This is a genomic window from Pseudomonas putida (genome assembly GCF_004357765.1).
Classification (GTDB): Bacteria; Pseudomonadota; Gammaproteobacteria; order Pseudomonadales; family Pseudomonadaceae; genus Aquipseudomonas; species Aquipseudomonas putida_U.
This window is the reverse complement of the sequence record NZ_SMTE01000003.1, coordinates 87,536-114,286: the sequence shown is the minus strand read 5'-3', so window position 1 is coordinate 114,286 and position 26,751 is coordinate 87,536. Positions and strand designations below refer to the sequence as shown.

Genomic DNA, 26,751 nt, shown 5'->3' with positions numbered 1-26,751 from the left:
ACCCCAAGCCTTCTGGAAACACCTCTAAAACCGGACGCCCGCCATGACCCCCACCCTACAAGGCCCAGGTCGTGCCCTGTTAGCCACCGTGGCCCTATGTCCGGTGCTTGGCCATGCACAGGATGCCGAATGGTCTCTGCTCAGCCGTAACTACTTCCTGCACAGCGACTTCCGTTCCCCGGCGGGTGCCCGGCAGAACTACCGCCAGGAATGGGCCCAGGGCTTCATCGGCGAAATCCGCTCCGGCTTCACCCAAGGCAGCGTGGGCCTGGGGCTGGATGCCCATGGCTTCATCGGCATCAAGCTCGATGGTGGCCGCGGCCATGCAGGCGCTGGTCTGCTGCCGCGTGACAGCGAGGGGCGGGCCGAGTCGAATTATTCAAGTGCAGGCGCTGCGCTGAAGCTGCGCTTGGGTGAGACCCAGTTGCGCTTGGGCGAAATGACCGTGGAAACACCCGTGTTCGACACTGGTGACAAGCGCCTGCATCCCGAATACGCCACCGGCTGGCTGCTGGAGAACACCAGCCTGCCTGGCTGGCGCTTGCAGGCCGGGCGATTCACTGCCTTCAACAACCAGGACAACAGCGCCACCCACGGCGATTTCAGCGGCTACGGCGCCACCACCGAAGGTCGCGCCATGAGCCTGGTCGGAGCCACCTTCGCACCTGGGGGCCGGTTCGGCGGGGCGCTGTACGCCGGGCAGTTGCAGGACACCTGGCGCCAGGCCTATCTCAACTTGAACTGGACCCAGGGGCCCTGGCGTCTCGATGGCAACCTGTACCAGACCCGCGACACCGGCGCCGCCCGCGCTGGTGCCATCGACACCTTGGCCTACAGCGTCGCCGCCAAATACCTGGCCGGTGCTCAGGCATTTACCCTGGCCTACCAGAAGATCGAAGGCGATACGCCGTTCGACTTCGTCGGTGGCGACTCCATCTACCTGGCCAACTCCATCAAGTATGCCGACTTCAACGGCCCCGGCGAGCGCTCGTGGCAACTGCGCTATGACCTCGACTTCGCCACTCTGGGCGTGCCCGGCCTCAGTCTGATGGGGCGTTACGTCAGCGGCAGTGGCATCGACGGCACCCATGCCCCGGCCAGTGGGGCGTACGTAGGGCAGCAAGGGCAGGGTGGGCGGCATTGGGAGCGTGATATCGACCTCAAGTACGTGGTCCAGGCTGGTGCCGCCAAGGACCTCAGCCTGTCGTTCTCCCACGTCAGCCACCGTGCCAACCAGGCTCAGGCGGGTGACGATATCGACCGTATCTACCTGATCGTCGAATACCCGCTCAAGGGGCGCTTTTGAGCAGCGCCCGGGCCTGGTCAGGCCATGTCGCTGACGACGAACTCCTCGGCGAGATGGTCGATCAGCGAACGTACCGAGGGCAACAAGCCGCGGCGCGACGGGAAGATCGCATGGACGATGCCACAGCGCGGATGCCAGTCGGGCAGCAATTCGACCAACCGGCCTGCCGCCAGGTCGTCGCGTACCGCGACCCGCGGCAAGTGGGCGATGCCCAGGCCGGCGACCACGAAGTGGCGCAGCGCGAACAGATCGTCGGTCACCACGCGCGGCGTGTGCGCGATGACGATGCTGCGGCTGGTGTCCTCGCCTTGGAACAGCTCCCACTGATACTCACGCTGAGCGCCGCCCCAATGCAGGCTGGGCAGTTGGCCGAGCTGCTGCGGGTCGAAGCCCTCGGGCAACTGCTCCAGGTACTGCGGGTGGCCGACCAGGCACTGGGTACTGTTGCTCAGCACCTTCATCACCATGTCGGTGTTTTCCAAGGGTGGAAAGCGCACACGCAAGGCCACGTCGAAGCCTTCATGGAGCAAGTCGACGCGGCGGTTGGTACTTTCGATGAACAGCTCGACCTGAGGGTACTTGGCCATGTAACGCGCCAGCATGGGGCCGACCCAGGCATTGAGCAGCGTGGTCGGGCAACTGATGCGCACCAACCCACGCGGTTCGCTGCGATTGCGTTCGATGATTTCCGCGGCGCCTTCGGCCTCGACGCGCATGGCCAGGCAGCGGTTGTAGTAGGCCTGACCGATCTCGGTGAGCGAACACAGCCGACTGGTGCGGTGCAGCAAGCGGACGCCGAGACGTTCCTCGAGGTCGGCGATACGCCGACTAAGCTTCGACTTGGGCATGTTCAGGGCCCGACCCGCAGGGGCGAAGCCCCCGTGTTCTACCACTTGGGTGAAGTAGTACAGGGAGTTGAGGTCTTCCAATGATCGCTCTCCGGATCGTTCACGAAATAGAACGCTAAGGACAAATTCTGCCGTCTACCGCCCAAATGTTCCAGGTTTTAATCTTCTCCCATCAACGCGAAACACCAACTTACTGAAAATCGACACCTGAGGAGCTACGACCATGAGCAACTTCAAATACAACCGCCTGAACAAAGACGACGCCGCTGTTCTGCTGGTTGACCACCAGGCTGGCCTGCTGTCGCTGGTCCGTGACATCGAGCCGGATGCATTCAAGAACAACGTGCTGGCCCTGGCCGATCTTGCCAAGTTCTTCAACCTGCCGACCATCCTCACCACCAGCTTCGAGCAAGGCCCCAACGGCCCGCTGGTGCCTGAACTGAAAGCACTGTTCCCGGATGCCCCGTACATCGCCCGCCCAGGCCAGATCAACGCCTGGGACAACGAAGACTTCGTCAAGGCGGTGAAGGCCACCGGCAAGAAGCAGCTGATCATCGCTGGTGTAGTGACCGAAGTGTGCGTGGCCTTCCCGGCCCTGGCAGCCCTGGAAGAAGAGTTCGATGTGTTCGTGGTCACCGATGCTTCCGGCACCTTCAACGAAATGACCCGCGACGCCGCGCACAACCGCATGAGCCAGGCCGGTGCGCAACTGATGACCTGGTTCGGCGTGGCCTGTGAGCTGCACCGCGACTGGCGCAACGACATCGAAGGGCTGGCAACGCTGTGCTCGAATCACATCCCGGATTACCGGAATCTGATGACCAGCTACAACGCGCTGACGGCTGGGAAGTAACACTCTGTAAAGCGATGGGTGGCTTCGACCGGGGGCCACCGTTGACTTGGCCGGGGAGTGTTGTTAGCGTTTCAACTGAGCGCGAAACCAGCAGCCATTCAGCGGCGATTGCTGGTGGAGGAACCCCGTCGATGGCTGAATCATCAGCGTAGGGTGAGACCTCCACACCCCGGCTTGAGGGTGTGTATACGAATATCAAGCGTGCTTTCGGGGCCACTGGTGACAGTGGCCTTTTTCTTTGCTTGGCAAAAATGTGTAGCGTTTGTAGAGCAGCTCCCCGTGCCGATGCTTGTTGAGTGTTTTTGCTTCGCACTGCATGAAATTCCAAAGCATCCTGCCTTTTTCGAGCGTGACGATCACCAGCATCTGCCGCTTGGTTTCGTAGACGCCTATGAACGCCAATCTGTAGGTCTCGTTGTTGTAGGCAACTTTCATCGAGCGCCGCGTGCGCTGGAGATTTGCAGTGCCGCACAAATCGAGCGCCGCCCGCGCGGCGCATCGCGGCACAAGGCCGCTCCTACATTTGTTGCAACGTGCCTATGTCTGTCAGGCCATGGTTGCTCGCCTTTGGTGGCACCACGGAATAGCGTGGTGCGCCCTGCGCCAACACGAACATCGCGCCGGGCCAACAAGGCTGACAACGATGGTCTACCAGACATGATTGGCCCGAAACAAATGTAGGAGCGGCCTTGTGCCGCGATGCGCCGCGCGGGCGGCGCTCGATCTTGAGGGCGCCGTAGGCCTCCCGGCATGCGCCTGGAGGCCTCAAATAGGATTCACGTCATACATCAAACCGAGCAGGCCGGTCTGCACGCCCTGCCCAGCGAACCTGTGTCACAACCTCACGTTACGGGTTGTGACTCAATGCCATCCAACAGCACCTCGACCCATACATCTGCCAATTCCACTGCGTGCGGATTGACCTGCATCGCAGCGGTCGAGGGCGTTTTGGGTGGTTGGGGGAAGCGGTGGATCTGGAACGATTTTTTTCAAGGTCAAACTCCGATAGATGATGTTGACCGGCAACTTTCGTTTCCACACGAAGGGTGGCGGCTGTACGCGGAGTGGAAAGCCGGGCTATCGGAACCCCGGCAGGCCATTTGGCCTCCCGCATACAGCTGCCATAGCGACAACCGTTCCGATTAGTACTCGGGTTTCCACACCCAATCGCTGAACCGACAGCGACCGGGTCAGCCTAGAGATCAGGCTTCCCCTGGACAATCAGACGGGCGTCGACACGGTTTGTAGGGTAAATCGCGGGGCAAATCGATTCCGTAAGAAAGTGTGCGTGGTTATGTAGGATGCTGCTGAACGAGTGGCGAACTGGGCCGATGCAGATGGGCCTGACCGGAAATCGGGCTGGGCGGGCATGTGCATGGCTCAGGTGATGTGGACAGGCAGACATCGAGCGCCGCCCGCGCAGCGCATCGCGGCACAAGGCCGCTCCTACATTTTTTGCAACGTGCCTATGTCTGTCAGGCCACGGTTGTTCGCCATTGGGCGCACCACGGAATATCGTGGTGCGCCCTGCGCCAACACAAATATCGCGCCGGGGCCACCAGGCTGACAACCATGGCCTACCAGACATGATTGGCCCGAAACAGATGTAGGAGCGGCCTTGTGCCGCGATGCGCCGCGCGGGCGGTGCTCGATCTTGAGGCCGCTAAAAATCTACCGCCATGCCCCCTCAATCCACATCCGCCTCGAACAACCGCTCCAACTCCACCCGCGCCTCCTTGGCCGTCTGCATCACCTTGGCGCGGTCATCGCGCACCTGCCCCTGGGCCGCCAGCACTTCTTCATCGTGCTGGGTGAAGCGCGCGATGCGGTCAGCCGCCTGCTCATCGCTCAAGCCCAATCCAACCAAGGCACGGCGGGTCAGCTCCAGGCTGGAATAGAACGTCTCGCGAATCGGCTCGGCGCCGACGTCCACCAGCTTGTGCACATGCTGGCGGTTACGCGCACGGGCCAGTACCTTCAGGTGCGGGTACTGGCGCTTGACCTGCTCGGCGGTGCGCGTGGTCAGCTCGGGGTCGTCGGTGGTGATGACGAAATACTCCGCCTCGCCGACCTTGGCCGCATGCAGCACCTCCGGACGTAGCGGGTCGCCGTAGAACACCGGTACCTGTTCGAACATGCGCGTCATTTCAATGTTGTCGACCGAGGTTTCCAGGGCAATGAACGGAATTTTTTGCGCCCGCAGGATCCGTGCGACGATCTGGCCCATGCGGCCCATGCCGACGATCACCACCCGCGGCGTATCGGTCTGGATCTGCTTGTACTGCTCGGGTACTTCACGCGGCGCCGGCTGCGGGCGTTTGAGGGCGCGGGCGCAACCGAGCATCAGCAACGGCGTGATGGCCATCGACAAGGTGATGGTCATCAGCAGCAGGTCATAGGTCTCGGTGTCGAACAGCCCCTGGTCCTTGCCCAGCTTGAACACCACGAAGGCAAACTCACCTCCTGCCGCCAACACCATGCCCAGGCGCAGCGCGCTGGCCTTGTTCAGGCCTCCGGCCAGGCGCCCCACCAGAATCAGCAGGGTCAGCTTGACCAGGATCAGCAGCAGCGTCAGGCCCAGCAATACCAGTGGCATTTCCAGCAGCAGACGCAGGTTGGCGCCCATGCCGACACTGATGAAGAACAACCCCAGCAGCAGCCCCTTGAATGGCTCGATCTGCGATTCGAGCTCGTGGCGGTACTCCGAATCGGCCAACAGCAAACCAGCCAGAAACGCCCCCAGCGCCATGGAAATACCAGCCTCTTCCATCAGCCAGGCCGTGCCGATCACCACCAGCAGCGCGGTGGCGGTGGACACCTCCGGCAGGCCAGTGCGGGCCACGGTGCGGAATACCGGACGCAGCAGATAACGACCGCCGACGATCACCACGGCGATGCTGGCGAAGACCTTCAGGCCATGTTGCAGGCCGTCGCCATGGCTGGTGTCCGGACCGTTCGCCGCCAACAGAGGCACCAGGGCGATCAGCGGAATCGCGGCGATGTCCTGAAACAACAGGATGGCGAAGGCCAGGCGGCCATGGGGCGCATTGAGCTGCTTGCCTTCGGCCAGGCTCTGCAAGCCCAGGGCGGTGGACGATAGCGCCAGGCCCAGGCCCAGCACGAGGGCTGCTGGTAGGGACTGGGCGAAGCCGAATAAAGCGATGGCGCCGATGACCGCACCGGTCAGCAACACCTGCGCGCTACCGACGCCGAACACCGACTTGCGCATCAGCCACAGGCGCTTGGGCGACAACTCCAGGCCGATGATGAACAGCAGCAGGACCACCCCCAGCTCGGAGATATGCGCGACGCTTTCGGTATCGCGAATCAGGCCCAGGGCCTGGGGGCCGATGGCGACGCCCGCCAACAGGTAGCCGATCACGGCACCCAACTGAAGGCGCTTGGCCAGAGGGACGGCAAGGACCGCGGCGACCAGAAAGATCACCGCGGTTTGCAGAAGGCTGCCTTCGTGTGGCATTGGCTCTTACTCCATGAGCTGCCGGGGCAGCGGTTGAACAATGGGGAGGACCATTCTGGGGATGGCGGCAGTCTTAGACAATCTGTTGGTCGGTAGACACATTGTCCTAGCAGAGGTGACAGTCAGTGCCGACCTGCTCGCCAACGTCGATCAGCTGGTTCCACCGAATTGAGCTCGGTATTGGGCAGGCGTCATACCGATCCGCTCACAGAATACCTTGCGCATGTGCCGGTCACTGCCGAATCCACATTGCGCCGCCACCACCTTCAAGGGCAAGTCACTGCTCTCGAGTAGTTTGCGTGCCTGGTCTATGCGTGCGTTCTGCAAGTACTGCAACGGTGTGATGCCAACCTCACGTTGGAAGATCCGTGCAAAGTTGCGGCTGCTCATCGCCACCAGCCCGGCCATTTTCTGCACGGTGAAGGCCTGGTCGATGTGATCGACGATGTAGGCCTGGACCCGCGCCACCGGCGAGCCATCGCGTGGCACCGCGGCCAGCAGCGGGCCGTACGGCGTCTGGCCACCCTGGCGGTGGCGGGCGACCAGCAATACCTTGGCGACTTCCAGGGCGAGGGACTTGCCGTGATCTTCGGCAATCACCGCCAAGGCCAAGTCGATGCCTGCAGTGATGCCGCCGGAGGTGATCAGATTGCGGTCGATCACGTAGATGTGCTCGGTCTCGACCTTCGCTTGCGGAAAGCTGCTCGCCAGGCGCTGCACGTAATTCCAGTGGGTGGTGCAACGGTAACCGTCCAACAGCCCGGCCCGACCCAGCAGGAACACCCCGGTACAAATGGCTCCGAACCGTTTCGCCGAGCGCGCCGCCGGGCCGAGCCAGCTTTCCAGTGCGGGCAGGGCGACGTTATAGGCCCCTGGCCCGCCCGGTACCAGCAGCAGGTCGACAGCCGCAGGCAAGTTGTCCAGGCATTGGTCGGCCAAGACTCTCAGCCCGCATGAACTGCGGATCGCCTTGGCTTCTTCGGCGAAAGTCAGCAGCTGGTACTGCCGTTCGGGGGGCAAAAAGCGGTTGGCGATGGTGAAGGCGTCCATCGGCCCGGTCACATCCAGCAACAGCACATCGTTGAACAGCACCATGGCCACGGTGCGGTGTGCGCGACTCATATTTCTCTCGCCTTGGCGTTGGCCGTTTCAGCGGCACGAAGCGGAACACGTCGGACATCTTACGGCACAGCGCGTCGCAATTAAGAACTTTTCAGCTTTCGCTCAGGACTTCGTCACTGCCCGCGCGGCAGACTGCGGGCATTCGACAGGAGGACCGCGATGACTACAGGTATGGCCCTGGAGCGCTCGCCCGTACCTGGTGGGCTTACCTCTGTGCGACTGCGGCGGGCCAAGGCATTGATGCTTCATGGCAGCTTTTCGATCATCGAAATCGCCGCCATGTGCAACCTCACACGCAGTCATTTCTCGCGCGCGTTCAAGGTCGCGACGGGTTTGTCGCCGCAAGCGTGGCGACTATTGGCGCGCATGGAAAAGGCCAAGCGGTTGCTGACAACCGATACGCCGCTCACCGACATCGGACTCGAATGTGGGTTCTGCGACCAGGCCCACTTCACCCGGGCTTTCAGCCGACTGGTCGGCCAGCCACCCAAGGCTTGGCGTCTGGCAGCACGCGCCAGCGCTTGAGCGCTTGCGGGATCGGCGCCAGGGCCAGGTGTCGAGAACGGTCAAGATGGTTCCCGTTTCTGCCAAGCCGCCGGTGCCTGGGCCGGGTATGGAGTGTCGCTGCTTATACTGACAGGCCATGAAGCCCGCGGCAGAGCAGCCCGACGCTGCGGGGTGCCAACCTGGAAGGTGTGAGAAGCATGATCGAATCAGGCAATGTCCGGGTGTCGCTGGAGCGCCGAGAAGCCTTTCTCGATGGCCGGCCGGTGGCGTTGGGGGGAAGGGCATTCGAAGTGTTGGCGGCGTTGATTCGGGCCAACGGCCAGGTTGTCGGTAAGGAGCAGTTGTTGCGCGAAGTCTGGGCCGGCACGGTGGTGGAGGACAACAACCTGCAGGTGCAGGTGTCGTCGCTGCGCAAGGCCTTCGGTGATCGTGGCTTCATCCAGACCGTGGCGCGGCGCGGTTATCGACTGGCAGGCGCGGTATCGCTGGAGCCCCCTGGCCATGGCCTGGCAGTTGAAAGTGAGGCCAAGGTGGAAGTCACGATCAAGGTACGCGATCGGGAGCTCGTCACCACGTTGCAGGCGCGCGTGCTGCTGGAGCTGCTGGCTCACTGTCAGGTCGAGTAACCGTCGTTCAGCTCCCGGGCCGATACTGCAGGGCCTCAGCCAGATGCGCCCGGGTGATCGATTCAGTGCGCTCCAGGTCAGCAAGCGTGCGCGCTACCTTGAGTAGCCTGTGGGCAGCACGCAGGGACAGGGTCAGGCGCTCGCAGGCGTTTTCCAGCCAGGTTTGGTCCGCTTGCGTGAGTGCGCAATGCTTGCGCAGCCCGTGCAGGTCGAGAAAGGCATTGGCGCAGCCCTGGCGGCGCTGCTGCAGCTCCCGTGCCTCGGCTACACGGGCACCGACGGCGGCGCTGGTATCGCCGCTGGGATCGCTGGTCAAGGTGGTGCTTTCGCGGGCGACGGTCAGGTGCAGGTCGATGCGGTCGAGCAGCGGACCAGACAGCTTGTTGCGGTAGCGCTGGATCTGTTCGGTGCTGCAGCGGCAACGCCCGGAGGGATCGCCCAGGTAGCCACAGGGGCAGGGGTTCATCGCTGCTACCAGTTGGAAGCGGGCCGGGAAGCGCACCTTGTCACGAGCCCTCGCGATAACGATCTCACCCGATTCCATGGGTTCGCGCAGCACCTCAAGCACCCGCCTCTCGAACTCGGGCAGTTCGTCGAGAAACAGTACGCCATGGTGGGCGAGGGTGATTTCGCCGGGTTGCGGTCGGCTGCTGCCGCCCACCAGTGCAGGCCCCGAAGCCGAATGATGCGGGTGACGAAACGGTCGCTGGGGCCAGCTGCGCAATGGCGCGCCACCGCACACCGAGCGGATGGCCGCTACTTCCAACGCCTCGTTCTCGTCCAGCGGCGGCAACAGCCCTGGCAACCGGCTGGCCAGCAAGGTCTTGCCGGTGCCCGGTGGTCCGGTGAACAACAGGTTATGTGCTCCAGCTGCCGCCAGCAGCAGCGCACGCTTGGCGGCTACCTGGCCCTGGACCTCGCTGAGATCGGGATAGGGCCGTTGTTGCAGCAGCAGGCCGTTGGCCGCATAAGGTGCCAACGGCACCTGGCCGTTGAGGTGGGCCACCAGTTCCAGCAAGTGGCCCACGGCGTAGACCACCAGCCCTCCGGCCAGACTCGCTTCCTCGGCGTTTTCTGTGGGCACCACCAAGGCGCGTCCGGCCTCCCGTGCTGCCAGTGCCGCCGGAAGCACGCCCTGCACGGGTCGTAACTTCCCGGACAGCGCCAGTTCACCGAGGCATTCGAGGTCGTTCAGCCCGGCCACCGGGACTTGTCCGCTGGCAGCGAGAATGCCCAGGGCAATGGCCAGGTCGTAGCGTCCGCCGTCTTTCGGCAGGTCGGCGGGGGCGAGGTTCTGGGTGATGCGCCGGGCAGGGTAGTCCAGCTTCGAGTTGACGATGGCACTGCGTACCCGGTCCTTGCTTTCTTTGACCGTGGTTTCCGGCAAGCCGACCAGGGTGAGATTGGGCAGGCCGTTGGCTAGGTGAGTTTCGACGCTGACAGCCGGCGCCTGCACGCCTACCTGGGCGCGGCTGTGGACGAGGGCGAGGGACATGGACGCTCCGTTGTCGCTGTTGGGGGACCGCTTCCTGCGGCTTGCTCCCAAGCTTAGTTGCCGGCTGCTGGAGGGCCGGCAGAAGAGTGCGTCAACGTTTTGCAGACTGCTGGCAAGCTGTTGTCGTCACTCGATCGGAGCGACCCAGTCCTCGATTCGCAAACCCGGCACACGGTCGAATTCGCGCCGGTTGTTGGTTACGACTATCAATCCATGGAAGTGGGCATGGCCGCCAATCATCTGGTCATAAGGGCCAGTTTGTTTGGTAGTCGGAGCTCATGAACGGCTTGAGGCCGGTGAGCAACGGGTTGGTCTTGATCAGGTACTTTTGTACATGCAGCAGCAGGCGCTCGGATTTTTCCGATTTCAAAATGTCGTAGGGTTGATTGAAGTGGTTTTCATCGAGATTTATTCGGTAGATAATCGGCCGGTCTAATGCCTTTAATAATTACATGCAGCCAGTCATGCAACACCCTTGGAATATCACGCCAACCGAAGCTTTAAATTTGCAGTTGCGACTTTCCAGCCTGGTAGTTAAAGAAGACCAGCTTGGGCCGATTGTTCGTATCGCGGGAATCGATGTTGCCTATCACAAAGACAGTGACACTCTAGTCGCTTCCGCCGTCGTAGTTGATGCTGAGAGTCTGGAAGTCATTGAAGAGCAGGCATTGGCAGGGAAGGCGTCGTTTCCTTACGTGCCAGGGCTTTTTTCGTTTCGCGAACTGCCCTCGATTTCAACGCTTTTAGCGAACTTGAAGTGCCGCCCCGACCTGATCATCTGCGATGGGCAAGGGATCGCCCATCCTCGCCGGTTCGGCCTGGCATCGCACCTGGGGGTACTTTATGACATACCTACCATTGGCTGTGGGAAAAGTCGCTACATCGGTGAATATGATATGCCGCTCGAAGCAAGAGGATGCCAAACAGGGCTTTACGATGGTGTCGAGCAGATAGGCGCAGTACTCAGGACTCAGCAAAATATTAAACCAGTATTCGTTTCAATTGGTCATCGGATATCCTTAAAAACTGCTTGCCAGTGGATATTGAAAACCACACGAAAATATCGATTACCGGAAACCACTCGTCTAGCCGACCGATATGGAAGGCAACTCTATGAAAACAGGCCGTCTATCGAGAGGCTTGGCTAATTTCGCGGCCATTTAGATGGACATTACATCCTGCATGAAAAAGCTTAAATTCGGCACACCATTTACTCCAATCACCATAATTCCCTTTATCTGCATCAACTTTCAGCTCAGTTATTTGATGAAGAGCACTCAAATACTCGAATAATTGAGGGGAGCCGGGAACGCGATCCAAATGGAGCGACCTAACAAGCCTCCCACTATCGCCAATGAGTAAATATTTGACCACCTCCGCATCAACACCACTACCACCCAGTGAAAATTGCGCACTGCACAAAAAGGTCGAGAGTTCTTGCTTCGCTTGCAAGATAGGGAATATTATGGGTTCAGCGACAGCAGGCACTCGCCCGAAGTAATCGCGCATTAATGTCAGCCGTTCCAACAGTCCTCTTGAAAATAGTAAAGAAAGCATGAAAGCATCGTTTTGACACAACATGACCCTCCGTAAGTCACCATTCTCAAACCACTCATAATTTTGCGTGACATCTTCTCCAATCTCTACAGTGCGAAGCTTCCCGCTTGGATAATAGGTAACTTCTGCAACAATCCACCCATATTCAAACAACCTTTCACTGACACAAATGTCGCCTGAAAACTCATAGGCAAAACCATTATAAGCTTCACCTCGCCAAAAAAATTGCTCCCCAGTGTAATCACGCTCCGACTCAACACCGCCAACTCCGCCTCCGGAAATAAATTCACTGCGATAAGCATCTATATAGCGTCCACAGTCGAATCGTTCGCCCGACACAAGCGTTCCATTGAGGAATTCTAATGCGGCACCAGAGTAGAGCGCATTCCGAAAAGTCCATGTCCCATCCCGCTCTACTAATGCCATTTTTTTGACAATCATCAGTTTTTCCTCCCGGTGATAACATCCACATTCTCCATGACACCACTGCAATTCGAACACGCTTCGAACTTATCGCCCTGACCATTTTTAGGCGCCAGCTTATATGTTGCAACTTTCACATCATCGATCAGCACACCTGGATAACGGGTCAGCACACTGTTCACGGCCCTAACCTCCGCGTGCAATCCTGGAATACCGTTTTGCACGTCAAACCGCTTTCCTCCGCCAACAAGCCCCTCGATCATCTGTCTAACACTGAGGTGTCAGTGGCGTTCCTGCCTTAGCATACAGCTCACTGACCTCTGTCATGAACAAGTCCGTGTTAGTCACTGTGAAGTATTCCTTGGCCTCACCGAATCGTTCGATGCCCGGAAAATTCGGTACTCTCGCGTTGATGTTGGTGAACGCGTCACTTATGTAATCCCGGCCCGGCACCCCTGCCCTTGACAACGCCACCCAGTAATGTTCCCAGCCTTGATGAGAGCGTCTGCTTCGGCCCCCACCTTTTCAAATAGCAAGCGATCAAACTCGGTACTGTTCAACGGATCAAGGTGGCCAAACTCCCCATCCACCCAAGGCCCCTTGCCTGATCCGCCAGCCGCTCCACTTTTCCCAGTTAAGGGCTCAGCCGTATCAATCACCTTACCGCCACCACCTGCCTCAGCCATGGCAGCGCTGACCCGCTTGGCCAGCAACTCTCGTAACACAGCTGGCGCGCCTGTCATCGCCAATGCGACATCGAGGTCCCACGTCACATCCTTCCGGCCTCCCGTGCTGCCAGTGCCGCCGGAAGCACGCCCTGCACGGGTCGTAACTTCCCGGACAGCGCCAGTTCACCGAGGCATTCGAGGTCGTTCAGCCCGGCCACCGGGACTTGTCCGCTGGCAGCGAGAATGCCCAGGGCAATGGCCAGGTCGTAGCGTCCGCCGTCTTTCGGCAGGTCGGCGGGGGCGAGGTTCTGGGTGATGCGCCGGGCAGGGTAGTCCAGCTTCGAGTTGACGATGGCACTGCGCACCCGGTCTTTGCTTTCTTTGACCGTGGTTTCCGGCAAGCCGACCAGGGTGAGATTGGGCAGGCCGTTGGCCAGGTGAGTTTCGACGCTGACAGCCGGCGCCTGCACGCCTACCTGGGCGCGGCTGTGGACGAGGGCGAGGGACATGGACGCTCCGTTGTCGCTGTTGGGGGACCGCTTCCTGCGGCTTGCTCCCAAGCTTAGTTGCCGGCTGCTGGAGGGCCGGCAGAAGAGTGCGTCAACGTTTTGCAGGCATACGGGGGATGCTTGTCGTAAGGTGTTTGGCGCCTGTGAGATCGAGCGCCGCACGCGTGGTTGTGGTTATTCCTCGGTGCTCGGCCGCAACCGGGCTTCCAGCTCGGCGACCTGCTTTTCCAGCGCTTCGAGGCGTGCCCGGGTACGGGCCAGTACGACCATCTGGCTGTCGAATTCTTCCCGGCTGACCAGGTCCAGCTTGCTGAAGGCCCCTTGCATCAGCACCTTGAACTGGCTCTCCAGTTCGGCGCGAGGCTGGGCGGTATCGTTGCTGAACAGGCGCGAGGCCTGGTCGCTGAGGGCGTCGAGTAGGGCTTTTGGCGCGAGCATGTTCGGCGGTCCAGGGCAAATGAGAAATGGCCCGCAGTGTAGCACGGACGCCCTTTGGCTTCGTGGCGCCCGGGTCGGACCACCGTTGCACGTTTTTCGAGCAGTGCAGCGGCTGGGTACGCACCGAAATCGTGCATCTTTTCAATGCTGGCGACTGGCCAATGCCGACAAATGCGCTCAACTAGTTGTTTTTTCGGGGCTTCACCAACCTGGCAAGGTTTCTGCAATGACCTTCGCGAGCCATGCACTGATGCAGTTCCTTGTGACCAGGCAGTGCGCACGCGGAGCCGGATGCCGACGACGCGTTACAAAGCCAACCGCTGCGCTTAGACTTGAGACGGGTTTGTTTTCCTGGGGCAAGTCCACCAAATCGGGAGAGAGTTTCATGAAGCTAGTCACAGCCATCATCAAGCCGTTCAAGCTGGACGACGTGCGCGAGTCGCTGTCGGAAATCGGCGTGCAGGGCATCACCGTTACCGAAGTCAAAGGCTTCGGCCGGCAGAAGGGCCATACCGAGCTGTATCGCGGCGCGGAATACGTGGTCGACTTCCTGCCAAAGGTCAAGATCGATGTCGCCATCGATGACAAGGACCTCGATCGGGTGATCGAAGCCATTACCAAAGCGGCCAACACCGGCAAGATCGGTGACGGCAAGATCTTCGTGGTGAATCTGGAGCAGGCGATCCGCATCCGTACCGGCGAGACCGATACCGACGCGATCTAAGCGACAACCAAAGCCTCACCAAACCCAACGCCCCAGGAGAAAACAACATGACTCTGCGTCAGATCGCAGGGCTAGGAGCCCTATTGTCCCTCGTAACGCCTGGGCTCGCCCTGGCAGAGGAAGCTGCCCCAGCGCTGAACTCCGGCGACACCGCCTGGATGCTGACTTCTACGGCGCTCGTGCTGTTCATGACCATCCCCGGTCTTGCCTTGTTCTACGGCGGCATGGTGCGTTCCAAGAACGTACTGTCGGTGATGATGCAATGCTTCGCCATTACCGGCCTGATGAGCATCCTGTGGATGGTCTACGGCTACAGCATGGCCTTCGATACCACCGGTATGGAAAAAGGCGTGCTGAACTTCAATTCCTTCGTCGGTGGCTTCTCCAAAGCCTTCCTCAGCGGTGTCACGCCTGACAGCCTGACCTCGGCCGCCGCGCTGTTCCCCGAGGCGGTGTTCATCACCTTCCAGATGACCTTCGCCATCATCACGCCGGCGCTGATCGTCGGTGCTTTCGCCGAGCGCATGAAGTTCTCCGCGATGCTGGTGTTCATGGGCATCTGGTTCACTCTGGTCTACGCGCCGATCGCACACATGGTCTGGAGCGGTGACGGTGCTCTGATGTGGGACTGGGGCGTGCTGGACTTCGCTGGCGGCACCGTGGTGCACATCAACGCCGGTATCGCGGGTCTGGTCTGCTGCCTGGTGCTGGGCAAGCGCAAGGGCTACCCGACCACCCCGATGGCGCCGCACAACCTGGGCTACACCCTGATGGGCGCCGCCATGCTGTGGGTCGGCTGGTTCGGCTTCAACGCCGGTTCCGCCGCCGCGGCCAACGGCACTGCCGGCATGGCCATGCTGGTCACCCAGATCGCCACCGCTGCCGCCGCCCTGGGTTGGATGTTCGCCGAGTGGATCGGTCACGGTAAGCCGAGCGCTCTGGGCATCGCCTCCGGAGTGGTCGCCGGCCTGGTCGCCATCACCCCGGCAGCCGGCACCGTCGGCCCGATGGGCGCGCTGGTGATCGGCCTGGTCTCGGGTGTGGTCTGCTACTTCTGCGCCACTACCCTCAAGCGCAAGCTCGGCTATGACGACTCGCTGGACGCCTTCGGCGTGCACGGCATCGGCGGCATCATCGGTGCGATCCTCACCGGCGTGTTCGCAGCCCCGGCCCTGGGTGGCTTCGGCGCAGTCACCGACATCGGTGCACAGGTCTGGATCCAGGCCAAGGGCGTGATCTTCACCGTGGTCTACACCGCCATCGTCACCTACGTGATCCTCAAGGTGCTGGACGTGGTGATGGGCCTGCGGGTCAACGAAGAAGAAGAGTCGGTCGGCCTCGACCTGGCTCAACACAACGAACGCGGCTACAACCTGTAACTGCGACGCTGGAAAAACTTGCCCGGTTCGCCGGGCATTTTTTTGCCTGAAATTCGCCTTTTGCCGACGCGCAAACGGTTGATCACATCTGTTCGTGACGTAGGTTGAAAACTTACAACTATTGGCGCGTTTATGGAGCTTTGCTTTTTCTGCAAGCGCGCTAGAATGCGCGCCGAAGGTGTTTTAGAAGCAGTCCACACGCTTCGCCAGCCTTTGCTAGGCTTGCCAATGGCGCGTGGCCAGCAAGGTATCAAGGATTTCGTCAGGCTCTGCCAGGAGCAGGGCCTGCAGGGCGGCAGCTCCCACCAGGAGCGCGGCTCAAGGGCAGTGGCCTAACCCACGGCCAGTTGAATTTTCACTGGTGGTCGCCGGTCTACGGCACCACTGGTCTATAACTAACCTGCTTTTCGCAAGTCATGAGGTAGAACATGAGCGACGACGATCTGGAAAATGATGACCTCGAAGTAGGCGACGAAGACGAGGGTGATGAAGGCCTCGAAGCCGCCGCTGACGACAGCGTCGAAGACGCCGGCGATGACGACAGCAGTCCTGCTCCGGCTGCCAAGGGCAAATCCAAGGCGGCAGTCTCGGTAGACGAGATGCCGAGCATGGAAGCCAAGCAGAAGGAGCGTGACGCCCTGGCCAAGGCCATGGAAGAGTTCCTGGCCCGTGGCGGCAAGGTTCAGGAAGTCGAGGCCAACGTGGTCGCCGACCCGCCCAAGAAACCGGACAACAAGTACGGTAGCCGCCCTATCTGAGGGGTGGCATGCAAAGAAGCCCGCCGTCGCTGCGGGCTTTTTTGTGGGTGTTCGAGGTGAGTGTTGTGGGGGTGCATAGATCGAGCGCCGCCCCACCGCAAACCCCCAGCCAGCCCCCTGTCAGCGCCAGCGCGCAATCACCTCGGGCAATTGCGACAGCCTTTGGATCTCGGCATCCGGGGCCTGCTCGCCGTTCCAGTCCTTGCCCTGGGGGTTGAACCACACTGCGCGCAGGCCAGCGCGCTGCGCCCCGGCGATGTCGTCGCCGGGGTGGTCGCCAATGTGCACGGCCGCGCTGGCCTCGGCCTCGCCGCGCTTGAGCGCTTCCATGAACGGCGCCGGGTCTGGCTTGCCGATGCCGAGGTCTTCGGCGCACAGGGCGAACTTGAAATAGTCCGCCAGTCCCAGGCGACTCACATCTGCGTTGCCATTGGTGACCACGCCCAAGGTGTAGCGATGGCGCAAGATCTCCAATACTGGCTGCACCTCAGGGAACACCTCGACCTGATGTCGGGCATGGAGAAACACTTCGAAGCCCTCGTTGGCCAGCTCCTGCGCGTGTTTCTCGCTGTAGCCGACCTCTTCCAGGGCGTGGAACAACACCCGTCGGCGCAGGGCGCTGATGCGATGCTTGAGGCCAGGCTCGTCCTGTACCAGACGCTCGCGGATGGCGAACAGGTGCTCGACCGGTACGCCGCCGAGTAGGGGGGCGTTGGCCTCGAGCCAGTCGCGCAGGACGACCTCGGCACTGGCGATGACCGGCGCGGTATCCCACAGGGTGTCGTCGAGGTCGAAGGTGATCAGCTTGATGCTCATGATTCTGTGCCTTTGCTGCGTTTGGCCCGAGGATGGGCGCTGTCGTACACCTTGGCCAGGTGCTGGAAGTCCAGGTGGGTGTAGATCTGCGTGGTGCCGATGTCGGCATGGCCGAGCATCTCCTGCACGGCGCGCAGGTCCTGGGATGATTCCAGCACATGGCTGGCGAAGGAGTGGCGAAGCATGTGCGGGTGCAGGTGTTGTCCCAGCTCCCGCTCGCCGGCGGTCTTGACCCGCAGTTGGATGGCCCGTGGGCTCATGCGCTTGCCCTGGCGGGTGATGAACACCGCGCCATCACGCGGGCTACCGATGCCGCGGAGCTTGAACCACGCCTGCAGTGCCTCGCGGGCCTTGCGTCCGACCGGCAGCACCCGAGCCTTGCCGCCTTTGCCGAGCACCTGGACCAGGCCGGCAGTGAGGTCGAGCTGCTCGATGTCGAGGTTGTTCAGCTCGGAAAGGCGCAGGCCGGAGGAATAGAACAGCTCGAGGATGGCCTGGTCGCGACGGGCGATGAAGTCGTCGTCGACGCCGCCATCGAGCAGTTGCAAGGCGCGGTCGGTGTCCAGCACCTTGGGCAGCCTGCGTTCGCCCCGTGGAGCGCTCAGGCCGGTAGCGGGGTCGTGCTGACAGAGACCTTCACGATTGAGGTAGCGGTACAGGCCGCGCACCGCCGACAGCAGGCGGGCCAGGCTGCGTGGCGATTGGCCGTGGTGATGCTGCCGGGCGACCAACTGGCGCAGTTGCTGGATTTGCAGCTCGCTCCAGCCGGCGATGCCCTGGCTGTCACAGTATTCGATGACTTTGGTCAGGTCGCGTCGGTACGCCAGCAGGGTGTGTTCGGACACCTGGCGCTCGTTGCGCAGGTGCGCGCAATAAGCGTCCAGTTGGCGCTCCATCAGCGGACCGGGCGCAGGGTCTGGGTCACCCGCGGGACGACACGCCCGAGCACTTCGGCAATGTAGCCGAGGAACAACGTACCGACGCTGCTCTTATAGTGCTGCGGGTCGCGGCTGCCGATCGCCAGCACACCGTGCAGTCCCTGGTGTTCCAGGGCGGCAACGGCGCTGGAGCCGACCTCGTGGCGCTCCTGCTCGCCGAACAGGAAGGCCAGCTCGTGCTCGCGCAGGTTGCCACTGACCGTCTTGCCGCCACCGAGCAACCCGCCGATGGCTTGTTGCGCCTCGGCGCCGCTGACCCAGCGACCCACTGGCGCCGCGTTGTCGCCAAACAGGATCAGGCTGACGAAAGGCACCTGGAACTCCTGGCGCAGGCTGTCTTCGACGGCCATCACCACTTCTTCCAAGGTAGCGGCATCGAGCAGGTCGAGGATCAGCCGGCGGGTCTTGTCGAATAGCCGGTCATTGTCCCGGGCCACGTCCATCAGCTGCGACAGACGATGGCGCATCTCGATATTTCGCTCACGCAGCAGCGTGAGCTGGCGCTCCACCAGCGACACACTGTCGCCGCGCTGGTGGGGGATGCGTTGTTCGACGAGCAGTTCGTCGTGCTCGGCGAAGAAGGTCGGGTGGGCGCGCAGGTAGGCGACCACCGCCTCGTCATCGAGGGCATCGGTCTGCGGTACAACCTTTGGCTGATCGGTCATGGCGGATACTCGCTTAGAGACGAACCTGTCCTTCGTAGACGCGCACGGCTGGGCCGGTCATCAGCACGGGCTTGCCGGGGCCGGCCCATTCGATGTTCAGGCGCCCGCCAGGCAGGTCGAGGGAAACCGGGGAATCCATCCAGCCCTGGCTGATTGCCGCCACGGCCGCGGCGCAGGCACCGGTGCCGCAAGCCTGGGTCTCACCCGCGCCGCGCTCCCACACCCGCAGGTTGGCGCGGTGGCGGTCGATGACCTGAAGGAAACCGGCGTTCACCCGCTGTGGGAAGCGTGGGTGGTTTTCGATTTTCGGGCCGAGGGTGTGTACCGGAGCGCTGTGCACGTCATCGACGCGCAGCACCGCATGGGGGTTGCCCATGGACAAGGCGGCGATCGGGTAGACCTGGCCGTCGACCTCCAGCGGATAACTGGTGGCCTGGGCGTCGGCGACGAACGGGATGTCGGCCGGGACGAAGCGCGGCGGGCCCATGTCGACACACACCTGGCCGTCGTTCTGCACGTCCAGCTCGATGATGCCGCCCTTGGTTTCGACGCGGATACGCTTCTTCGCGGTCAGGCGCTTGTCGAGCACGAACCGGGCGAAGCAGCGTGCGCCATTGCCGCACTGTTCCACTTCGGATCCGTCAGCGTTGAAGATCCGGTAGCGGAAGTCCACCTCCGGATTGCTCGGTGCCTCGACGATCAGCAGTTGGTCGAAACCGATGCCGGTATGCCGGTCGCCCCATTGCTTGGCGTGCTTGGGCTGGATATGCGCGTGCTGGCTGACCAGGTCGAGGACCATGAAGTCGTTGCCCAGCCCATGCATCTTGGTAAAGCGCAGCAGCATGGGTTCACTCCGGCAGCAGGCTTTCGCCGGCGAACAGTTCGGCAATGGTCTCGCGGCGGCGTACTTCGAAGGCCTGGTCGCCGTCGACCAGCACCTCGGCGCAGCGGCCACGGGTGTTGTAGTTCGAGCTCATGACGAAACCATAGGCGCCAGCGGACTGCACGGCCAGCAGATCGCCTTCGGCCAGGTTCAGTTGACGGTCCTTGGCCAGGAAGTCGCCGGTCTCGCAGATCGGCCCGACCAGGTCGTAGGGACGGCCTTCACCTTCGCGCGGGGTAACGGCGCTGACGCCCATCCAGGCTTGGTACAGGGCCGGGCGGATCAGGTCGTTCATCGCTGCATCGACGATGGCGAAGTCCTTGTGTTCGGTGTGCTTGAGGTATTCCACGCGGGTCAGCAGCACGCCGCCGTTGGCCACGATGTAACGGCCTGGCTCGAACACCAGGGCCAGGTCGCGCTCGCCGACGCGCTCACGAATGGCCTGAATGTAGTCGGCCACCAGGGGCGGTTCTTCGTCGCGGTAGCGCACGCCGACTCCGCCGCCCAGGTCCAGGTGGCGCAGGTGGATGCCGCATTCGGCGAGGCGGTCGACCAGGGCCAGCAGGCGGTCGAGGGCATCGAGGAACGGCGCGACGGTGGTCAGCTGCGAACCGATGTGGCAGTCGACGCCGACCACGTCCAGGTTAGGCAGTTGCGCGGCACGCACGTAGATGGCCTCGGCGTCGGCGATGGCGATGCCGAACTTGTTTTCCTTGAGGCCGGTGGAGATGTACGGGTGGGTACCTGCATCGACGTCCGGGTTGACCCGCAGCGAGACCGGCGCGACCTTGCCCATCTCGGCAGCCACGACTTGCAGGCGCTCCAGCTCGTCGGTGGACTCGACGTTGAAGCAGTGCACGCCCACTTCCAGAGCACGGCGCATGTCTTCGCGGGTCTTGCCGACGCCGGAGAAGACCACGCGATCGGCACGCCCGCCGGCGGCCAGCACACGCTCCAGCTCACCGCCGGAGACGATGTCGAAGCCCGCCCCCAGGCGTGCCAGCAGGTTCAGCACGCCGAGGTTGGAGTTGGCCTTGACCGCGAAGCATACCAGGTGCTCGGTGCCTTGCAGGGCGTCGGTGTAGCTGCGGTACTGGGCTTCGATGTGTGCGCGCGAGTACACGTAGGTCGGGGTGCCGAAGCGTTCGGCGATGGCCGACAGGGCCACGCCTTCCGCGAACAGTTGGCCGTCGCGGTAGTTGAAAGCGTTCATCTGATTTCCTTACTGCGCTGGCGACTGCTCGGGCTCGGCATCGAGCTCAGGCTGCTGGTCTTGCGGCTCGGCCTGTTGTACAGGTTGGGCGTGCTGATGCTGGTGCGACGAATGGCTGCCTTTGCCGTCCTTGCCGTCTTCAGGCAGGTACAGCGGGCCTTTCTGGCCGCAGGCCGAGACGAGGCAGGCAACAGCGACCAGCGCCGCGAAGGAGGAAATCAGGCGCTTCATTGGTGAAATCCTTTGAAATAAGCAGTATTGCGCCCGAGTATACCGAGCGACCGGCGGATTGCCTACGCAAGAGCCGGTCCGTCGGGCGGGGTAGCCGGGAGCGCAAGTTGCAAGCTACAAGCGGCAAGCAAAAGCTGAGCGGTGTACGCTGGGCTTTTTCTAGCCGCTTGTAGCTCGCGGCTTGCGGCGGGTGCCTTGCGCCCGTATCTTGCCCGGCTTGCCAGTCACGCAGTCAATATCGAGGTTCTTGCAATGAGTTTGAGCGAAGCGCGTTTTCATGACTTGGTCGACGCTACCCAGCAGGCACTGGAAGACCTGTTCGACGAAAGCGACCTGGACCTGGACATGGAGAACTCCGCCGGTGTCCTGACCGTCAAGTTCGATAACGGCGCTCAGCTGATCTTCAGCCGCCAGGAACCCCTGCGTCAGCTGTGGTTGGCCGACCGCTCCGGTGGCTTCCACTTCGATTACGACGAAGAAAGCGGCAAGTGGGTCTGCGAGAAAAGCGAGGAACTGCTCGGCGAGATGCTCGAGCGGATCGTCTGGGAGCGGGCCGGCGAGAAGCTGGACTTCGACGAGATCTGACATGAGCACCCAGGCGCGGCCACCCAAGCCGCTTTACAGCAACGTCAGCCCGGCAGTGCCGTCGCCGTGCATCAGTGTCTGCCGGCTGGACGAGCAGCGGGTCTGCACCGGTTGCCACCGCCACGTCGAGCACATTCGCGAGTGGCGCTCGGCGGACGACCAGCGCCGCCGGCAGATCTGCGCCGAGGCTCGGGCATTGCGCGACAAGGCATCTGGTTGACGGCACAGGCTTGAGTATTTGCCTGGCTGTGTTAGTGTCGGGTTATGCGTCGGTGACGCCAAAAGCATTCACAAACCCCGCCCTTGGGCGGGGTTTTGCTTTATCTGCCCATAGAAAACCTTTCGAAGGAGCCTGACAGGATCATGAGCACCAAGCCTTCCCTCATCCTCACCCGCTTGGACGTGCAGCGTCTGGAGCGCCTGATCGACAGTCTCGACGAATCGACGCCGGGCGTGCTCGCCTTGCAGGAGGAGCTGGACCGCGCCGAGCAGGTGGTCGGCCATGAGGAAGTACCGGCGGGTGTGGTGACCATGAACTCCCGGGTGCACTGCCGCGAAGAAGCCAGTGGCAAGGACTACCACCTGACCCTGGTGTATCCGAAGGATGCCGGCGGCGACGGCAAGGTCTCGATCCTGGCGCCGATCGGCTGCGCGCTGCTAGGCCTGTCGGTGGGCGAGCAGATCGACTGGCCGGCGCCTGGGGGCAAGACCTTGAAGCTGAAGTTGCTCGAGGTGGAGTACCAGCCAGAAGCGGCGGGCGATTTCGATCTCTGACCGCCCGCACGGTGCTCAAGGAATGCTCAGCGACCTGACGTGGCAGGCGTGGATGCAATTGTCGACGATCCGGCTGCGCAGCGACCAGTCGGTATTGATGATGTGAAAGCCCTGGATGTAGCTCTGCAGATCCACTGATGCGAACCACTCATCGATCTTGTCGGAGAAATCGTCCGGGGTGAAGACGATCCTGTTGTACTTGGCGCACTGGATGGACCGCAGGACGTAGTCTGGTTTGTAGCTGCCGGCCAGCGTGTCCATGAAGGCCTTCAGCGCCTCGGTGGACGGCGTGTCCTCTCCGATCCAGTTTTGTCTCACCCCATCCCAGTGTTGGCCCCGCGCTGCGTTGTTGTACGCCACCACCACGGTTTTGCCGGGGTGGTCATGCCACAGTTGGTCCAAGGTCAGGCGGCGCAGCGCCCAGGGGATGATGCGCTGCCCCAGATGCCTTTCCACCAACTCAAGCAACCAGTGATGTTCCTGGGGGCTGAAATTGTCGAATTGATGGAAGTCGAGAATGACGATTTCCCGCGCATGGTCAGGTTCGTCATAGAAGCGCTGCAGCTCCAGTAGCACGTCACCCAGGACGGTGCGGCCGGATGTGCTCATGTGGTAGAGCTTGTATCTGTAGGGCGAGGCGGGTGGGTATTCGCGGTTGGCCCGCACGCGCAGATCGAGCACGCGGATGCCACCGCGGATCTGCTCGATGCAGGAGACGTCCTGGGTGACTTCCTGCGGCGGGACGATATTGTCTGCCTGTTTATCCATGCCGGAGTCGTGGCTGCCCGGAAGGACCAACTGATCGATGCGTAGGCGACCCAGTGCAGGCAGGGCGCCCATCCAGTTCTGCTTGTTCATGATGCGCTCCAAGGGTGGGTGGAGTGCAGAGCATGTTCGCGCGTCGACCGGAGGGGCAGGGGGAAGCGCCGGCCTGGGTCAGTGGGGGCGTAGGGCCTGCAGCCGCTCCAGCCCCAGGTTCAGGGCATGTTCGAGCTCGCGCTTGTAGCGCAGGTAGAGCAGGGTCGACCCCTGTTCGTCATCGAGCAGTTCGGACAGGTCCAGGTCGGTGATGTAGCAGCGGTAGTGACCGGCGCTGCGCCGCCGACCGAGGATCTGCCGGGCAACCGCTTCGTATAGCTGGTCGCCATGGTCCAGCTCGGAAAACTCCTGCTGGTCGCAGTACAGCGTGACGTGCACCTCGCCCTGCGCTCCGGCCTGCAGGATTGCCTGCACTTCGTAGTAGGGCTGATCGACGCCAGCGTTGGGGACCACCCGTGGCTCGATGCTGCGCGCCTTGCCTGGCCCCGAGGGGAGCAACTGGGCGTAGTGGATTTCCAATGACGCCTGCGGACTGTCCAGCGCCAGCCTGGCGTCGTGGCGCATCACCACCGAGCGCAGGAAGCGCTGCAGCGGCAGCAGCAGGTGGTTCTCGTCGTGCAGCGGCAGGCGTTGTTGCCACAGGGCATTGTGCTCGTCCAGCACGTACAGGTCGGCCCAGCCATCGAGCAGGCGATAGAACACCTGGATGCACTCGGGCAGCCCCTGCTCCAGCAGCAGCGGCAGGTCGTGGTCCTGCAGCGCCTGAGGGTCCAGGTGCAGGGGGCTGTAGCAGGTGCGCGGTAGACCCAGATGATCGAGCAGGGCATCGTGGTCGCCCAGGGTGGTCAGCGTGACCTGGCCGGGCAGCAGTTCCAGCACATGGGTATGCTGCGCGACCTGTACCAGGTATCGGTGGCCGGCCCCCTGGTCGAGCAACTGCCGGGCGGTGACGAACAGCTCCTCGACCCGCTGGCTGATGGCCTGTGCACGGTTATGGCAGAAGCAGCGAACCCGCAGCCGAGGTCGATGGCTGCGCTGGCCGAGGCTGTTGAGGTAGTCGCGCAGGCAACGCAACAACGCGTGCTCGCCGTCGAACCGCTGTACCAGGACCTCGTTCCAGCTGTTGAGGGTGACCTGGTCCACGGTCAGCACCAGGTTTTCCCGGACCCCGGCGTAGCTGAGCGAGTCGGTGCGCTCAGTGGTCATCAGGATGTTCAGGTCGCGGTGGTGGTGCAGAGGGTCGACCCCGACGTTGACCAGCAGCAGGATCTCGTCAGCCGCGCTCGGTTGCAGCAGGCGCGCCTCGCTGACCGGCTGCAAGGGCAGTGGGATACCTTGCTGCAGGCAGCCGAGCAGGCTGAACAACTCGAACTCGCTCAGATCGCTGGTGCCTGGGTGCAGGGCCAGTCGGGTGCTGCTGTCGATCACGCCGTTGCGGTGGGCCCAGGTCAGCAATTCGAGCAGCTCACGGCAGCGCTTGATCGGGCTGAAGTGCTCCCATTCGTGCACGCCCAGATTGCCGTGGTACAGGCCCCAGTGATGGCTGCCCGGCTCCTTGCGATTGGGCGACTGGACCAGGGTCAGGGTGTCTTCAGCGAGGTCGGGGGCGATGCCGGGATTGATCACTTCTATCTTGCCGGCGCGCCGCTCGAATGCGGCATACAAGCGCCGGCCCAGCACGTTGAGGTCGCGCTGGTCGGCGCAACTGCTGGCGCCCTGGTGCTGGGCGAACTGACCGAGAAAACGGTAGCTGTGGTTGAGTTCGGCAACCAACTCGCGGCGCTCGGCTGCCACCTGGGCGACCTTCCACTGGCTGCGGCTGTCGAGCAGGGCCAGTTGCCGTTCGTCCCAGCCCCACTCATCGGCCAGGCGCTGCAGCAACTGGCGCTGCCAACCGCTGGCGCGGGCATTGCCCCGCTCGCTGAGCTTCTTGTTGACCTTCAGGTACAGGCTGCGCCGCACCAGCTCCAGTCGTGCGGTCTCGCCGCGTTGCTGCAGGTAGCGCTCGATGCGTCGGTACACCATCACGTAGGGGTCCAGCTCGTCGAGGTCGAGCCGGTTGGCGAACACTGCCTGCTTGTAGTCCAGGCTCAGGCAGCGCACCCCAGGATGCTCGCTGGCGTAGACCTCGGTCAGCAACAACTTGAGCAGCGACTTGTAGGGCGAATCGATACCCTTGAACAATTGCCACAACCCCGCGCCCACATATTCGCCAGGCGGAATGTGCGCCAAGTGGCCCAGGTCCAGGTCGTCCTGGCTGCGGATGAAGCGCTTGGACAACAAGGTCTGGGTGTAAGCCTGGTAGTTGTGCTCCTGGTAGTCCGGCACCAGCCACCACAGCGGCGTGCGTCCGGCGAGCCAGATGGCGGTGCGGTAGAACTCGTCCAGCAGCAGGTAATGCTGGGTGGTGCCGCAGTCGTCGGAGCTGAGCTGGCTGTCGCGTTCGCCCTGGGCGAAGCCCTCGGTGTCGATCAGGAAGAAGTGCGCTTCGGCGCCCATGCTGTCGGCCCAGGCCTCGAGCAGTTGGCACTTGCGTCGTAGCTCGGCGAGCGGGCCTTCGCCCAGGCCTGGGCTGTGGCAGACCCACAGGTCCATGTCGCTTTGTTCGGCTTGGGCCAGCGAGCCCAGGCTGCCCATCAGAAATAGGCCATGGATCGGCCTTGGCGGGTTGCCCAGGCGGGTCTTGCAGGTAAACGAGCGGGCCAGTCGCTGGCCTTCAGCGATCAGCGCAGCGTCTGGCTCGAAGTTCGAAACCCCGGCTGGCGTGCTGCCCGAAACATAGCCGGGCAGCAGCGGGTGATTGACGTGGAACAGTAGCGGCAACAGGGTCAGTACCTGCTGCTGGCGTGTCGAAAGCCCTTCCATCGCCCGCTGCCGACGGCCTTGGTTGAGCTGCATGAAGCGCGCCCGCAGCTTGGTCAGCTCCTTGCGGTCGATGCCTTGGTCCAGGTCGGGGCGGATTTCATGGGGGTGGTTCATTACGCGCTCAGGTTGGCCACGGGGGAGCTGCGGCGAGTTTAGCCTGAGTGGGGCAGTCGGATAAGCACTATATGGCTTTTTGACGTCATTTTTTTAGCGCTGCGGACGGCCCTTTCGCGGGGCAAGCCCGCTCCCACAGGACATGCATTGTCATCAG

General features: G+C 62.2%; 26 protein-coding genes and 3 pseudogenes. 11 read left to right on the top strand and 18 right to left on the bottom strand.

Annotated elements, in window-relative coordinates; genetic code table 11:
- Positions 1-43 precede the first annotated feature (43 nt).
- Entirely contained in the window at positions 44-1,306 is a 1,263-nt protein-coding gene (locus E2H86_RS05100; RefSeq protein ID WP_133325385.1) for an OprD family porin, read from the top strand.
- A gap of 17 nt (positions 1,307-1,323) precedes the next feature.
- On the opposite strand, the gene E2H86_RS05095 is transcribed toward E2H86_RS05100, so the two are convergent.
- The gene (locus E2H86_RS05095; RefSeq protein WP_133325383.1) at positions 1,324-2,235 is read right to left on the bottom strand and encodes a LysR substrate-binding domain-containing protein; all 912 of its coding nucleotides are present in this window, start codon (positions 2,233-2,235) and stop codon (positions 1,324-1,326) included.
- A 142-nt stretch (positions 2,236-2,377) separates the two neighbouring features.
- Here E2H86_RS05095 and ycaC point away from each other — a divergent pair, with 142 nt between their 5' ends.
- Positions 2,378-3,007 (top strand): isochorismate family cysteine hydrolase YcaC, encoded by a 630-nt coding sequence (ycaC, locus tag E2H86_RS05090; protein ID WP_133325381.1) that lies wholly within the window; start codon positions 2,378-2,380, stop codon positions 3,005-3,007.
- A gap of 195 nt (positions 3,008-3,202) precedes the next feature.
- On the opposite strand, the gene E2H86_RS05085 is transcribed toward ycaC, so the two are convergent.
- The 3 genes from E2H86_RS05085 to E2H86_RS05075 form a co-directional block, all read right to left on the bottom strand.
- Positions 3,203-3,514, bottom strand: coding sequence for a hypothetical protein (locus tag E2H86_RS05085; protein WP_207955614.1), 312 nt, complete (start codon positions 3,512-3,514; stop codon positions 3,203-3,205).
- Positions 3,515-4,694: 1,180 nt separating this feature from the next.
- Positions 4,695-6,485 (bottom strand): monovalent cation:proton antiporter-2 (CPA2) family protein, encoded by a 1,791-nt coding sequence (locus E2H86_RS05080; protein WP_133325379.1) that lies wholly within the window; start codon positions 6,483-6,485, stop codon positions 4,695-4,697.
- A gap of 150 nt (positions 6,486-6,635) precedes the next feature.
- Complete coding sequence (locus tag E2H86_RS05075; RefSeq protein ID WP_133325377.1) at positions 6,636-7,607, bottom strand: GlxA family transcriptional regulator; 972 nt, start codon at positions 7,605-7,607, stop codon at positions 6,636-6,638.
- Between the two features lie 159 nt (positions 7,608-7,766).
- Between E2H86_RS05075 and E2H86_RS05070 the strand changes: the two genes are divergently transcribed.
- Both E2H86_RS05070 and E2H86_RS05065 read left to right on the top strand, forming a co-directional pair.
- The gene (locus tag E2H86_RS05070; RefSeq protein WP_133325375.1) at positions 7,767-8,132 is read left to right on the top strand and encodes a helix-turn-helix domain-containing protein; all 366 of its coding nucleotides are present in this window, start codon (positions 7,767-7,769) and stop codon (positions 8,130-8,132) included.
- Between the two features lie 179 nt (positions 8,133-8,311).
- Positions 8,312-8,680, top strand: a pseudogene (locus E2H86_RS05065) (winged helix-turn-helix domain-containing protein); the annotation flags it as partial.
- 67 nt (positions 8,681-8,747) lie between these two features.
- Here E2H86_RS05065 and E2H86_RS05060 read toward each other — a convergent pair.
- The gene (locus E2H86_RS05060; protein WP_133325371.1) at positions 8,748-10,235 is read right to left on the bottom strand and encodes a YifB family Mg chelatase-like AAA ATPase; all 1,488 of its coding nucleotides are present in this window, start codon (positions 10,233-10,235) and stop codon (positions 8,748-8,750) included.
- Between the two features lie 126 nt (positions 10,236-10,361).
- Positions 10,362-10,499, bottom strand: a pseudogene (locus tag E2H86_RS05055) (VapC toxin family PIN domain ribonuclease); the annotation flags it as partial.
- Positions 10,500-10,699: 200 nt separating this feature from the next.
- Between E2H86_RS05055 and nfi the strand changes: the two are divergent.
- Entirely contained in the window at positions 10,700-11,383 is a 684-nt protein-coding gene (gene nfi / locus E2H86_RS05050; RefSeq protein WP_207955613.1) for a deoxyribonuclease V, read from the top strand.
- Here nfi and E2H86_RS05045 read toward each other — a convergent pair.
- From E2H86_RS05045 to E2H86_RS05030, 4 genes and pseudogenes are all read right to left on the bottom strand, one after another.
- Positions 11,364-12,233 carry a hypothetical protein gene (locus tag E2H86_RS05045; RefSeq protein ID WP_133325367.1) on the bottom strand — a complete coding sequence of 290 codons (870 nt, stop codon included), beginning with the start codon at positions 12,231-12,233 and terminating at the stop codon, positions 11,364-11,366. The two genes, nfi and E2H86_RS05045, sit on opposite strands and share 20 nt — an antisense overlap.
- On the bottom strand, positions 12,233-12,478 hold the full coding sequence (locus E2H86_RS05040) for a YwqJ-related putative deaminase (protein ID WP_133325365.1): 246 nt from the start codon (positions 12,476-12,478) through the stop codon (positions 12,233-12,235). The genes E2H86_RS05045 and E2H86_RS05040 overlap by 1 nt, the downstream gene beginning before the upstream one ends.
- A 509-nt stretch (positions 12,479-12,987) precedes the next feature.
- Positions 12,988-13,392 (bottom strand): annotated as a pseudogene (locus tag E2H86_RS05035) (magnesium chelatase domain-containing protein); the annotation flags it as partial.
- 174 nt (positions 13,393-13,566) lie between these two features.
- Positions 13,567-13,830: an accessory factor UbiK family protein gene (locus tag E2H86_RS05030; protein WP_133325363.1), complete on the bottom strand. Its 264-nt coding sequence runs from the start codon at positions 13,828-13,830 to the stop codon at positions 13,567-13,569.
- 385 nt (positions 13,831-14,215) lie between these two features.
- Between E2H86_RS05030 and glnK the strand changes: the two genes are divergently transcribed.
- The 3 genes from glnK to sutA all read left to right on the top strand — a co-directional run bounded on the left by glnK (position 14,216) and on the right by sutA (position 16,691).
- The gene (gene glnK, locus E2H86_RS05025; RefSeq protein ID WP_002555808.1) at positions 14,216-14,554 is read left to right on the top strand and encodes a P-II family nitrogen regulator; all 339 of its coding nucleotides are present in this window, start codon (positions 14,216-14,218) and stop codon (positions 14,552-14,554) included.
- Positions 14,555-14,601: 47 nt separating this feature from the next.
- A complete protein-coding gene (locus E2H86_RS05020) occupies positions 14,602-15,933 on the top strand; it encodes an ammonium transporter (RefSeq protein WP_133325361.1) in 1,332 nt (443 codons plus the stop codon).
- A 428-nt stretch (positions 15,934-16,361) separates the two neighbouring features.
- Entirely contained in the window at positions 16,362-16,691 is a 330-nt protein-coding gene (gene sutA / locus E2H86_RS05015) for a transcriptional regulator SutA (RefSeq protein WP_133325359.1), read from the top strand.
- Positions 16,692-16,811: 120 nt separating this feature from the next.
- Here the strand turns inward: sutA and E2H86_RS05010 are convergent, their stop codons facing one another.
- From E2H86_RS05010 to lptM, 6 genes are read right to left on the bottom strand one after another with little or no spacing between them, the layout of a single operon-like run.
- Positions 16,812-17,507: an HAD family hydrolase gene (locus tag E2H86_RS05010; RefSeq protein ID WP_133325357.1), complete on the bottom strand. Its 696-nt coding sequence runs from the start codon at positions 17,505-17,507 to the stop codon at positions 16,812-16,814.
- Positions 17,504-18,403 (bottom strand): tyrosine recombinase XerC, encoded by a 900-nt coding sequence (gene xerC / locus E2H86_RS05005; RefSeq protein WP_133325355.1) that lies wholly within the window; start codon positions 18,401-18,403, stop codon positions 17,504-17,506. The genes E2H86_RS05010 and xerC overlap by 4 nt, the downstream gene beginning before the upstream one ends.
- Entirely contained in the window at positions 18,403-19,110 is a 708-nt protein-coding gene (locus tag E2H86_RS05000) for a DUF484 family protein (RefSeq protein ID WP_133325353.1), read from the bottom strand. Before E2H86_RS05000 ends, xerC begins: the two co-directional genes overlap by 1 nt.
- A gap of 13 nt (positions 19,111-19,123) precedes the next feature.
- On the bottom strand, positions 19,124-19,954 hold the full coding sequence (gene dapF / locus E2H86_RS04995; RefSeq protein ID WP_133325350.1) for a diaminopimelate epimerase: 831 nt from the start codon (positions 19,952-19,954) through the stop codon (positions 19,124-19,126).
- Between the two features lie 4 nt (positions 19,955-19,958).
- Positions 19,959-21,206, bottom strand: coding sequence for a diaminopimelate decarboxylase (lysA, locus tag E2H86_RS04990; protein ID WP_133325348.1), 1,248 nt, complete (start codon positions 21,204-21,206; stop codon positions 19,959-19,961).
- Positions 21,207-21,215: 9 nt separating this feature from the next.
- Positions 21,216-21,437 carry an LPS translocon maturation chaperone LptM gene (lptM, locus tag E2H86_RS04985; RefSeq protein WP_133325346.1) on the bottom strand — a complete coding sequence of 74 codons (222 nt, stop codon included), beginning with the start codon at positions 21,435-21,437 and terminating at the stop codon, positions 21,216-21,218.
- Between the two features lie 252 nt (positions 21,438-21,689).
- Between lptM and cyaY the strand changes: the two genes are divergently transcribed.
- The 3 genes from cyaY to rnk all read left to right on the top strand — a co-directional run bounded on the left by cyaY (position 21,690) and on the right by rnk (position 22,796).
- Entirely contained in the window at positions 21,690-22,022 is a 333-nt protein-coding gene (gene cyaY, locus E2H86_RS04980; RefSeq protein WP_133325343.1) for an iron donor protein CyaY, read from the top strand.
- A 1-nt stretch (position 22,023) separates the two neighbouring features.
- On the top strand, positions 22,024-22,242 hold the full coding sequence (locus tag E2H86_RS04975) for a DUF1289 domain-containing protein (protein ID WP_133325341.1): 219 nt from the start codon (positions 22,024-22,026) through the stop codon (positions 22,240-22,242).
- Between the two features lie 143 nt (positions 22,243-22,385).
- Positions 22,386-22,796 (top strand): nucleoside diphosphate kinase regulator, encoded by a 411-nt coding sequence (rnk, locus tag E2H86_RS04970; RefSeq protein ID WP_133325339.1) that lies wholly within the window; start codon positions 22,386-22,388, stop codon positions 22,794-22,796.
- 15 nt (positions 22,797-22,811) lie between these two features.
- Here the strand turns inward: rnk and E2H86_RS04965 are convergent, their stop codons facing one another.
- Entirely contained in the window at positions 22,812-23,654 is an 843-nt protein-coding gene (locus tag E2H86_RS04965; protein ID WP_133325337.1) for a hypothetical protein, read from the bottom strand.
- Between the two features lie 78 nt (positions 23,655-23,732).
- Positions 23,733-26,594, bottom strand: coding sequence for a class I adenylate cyclase (locus tag E2H86_RS04960; RefSeq protein ID WP_133325335.1), 2,862 nt, complete (start codon positions 26,592-26,594; stop codon positions 23,733-23,735).
- Positions 26,595-26,751 lie beyond the last annotated feature (157 nt).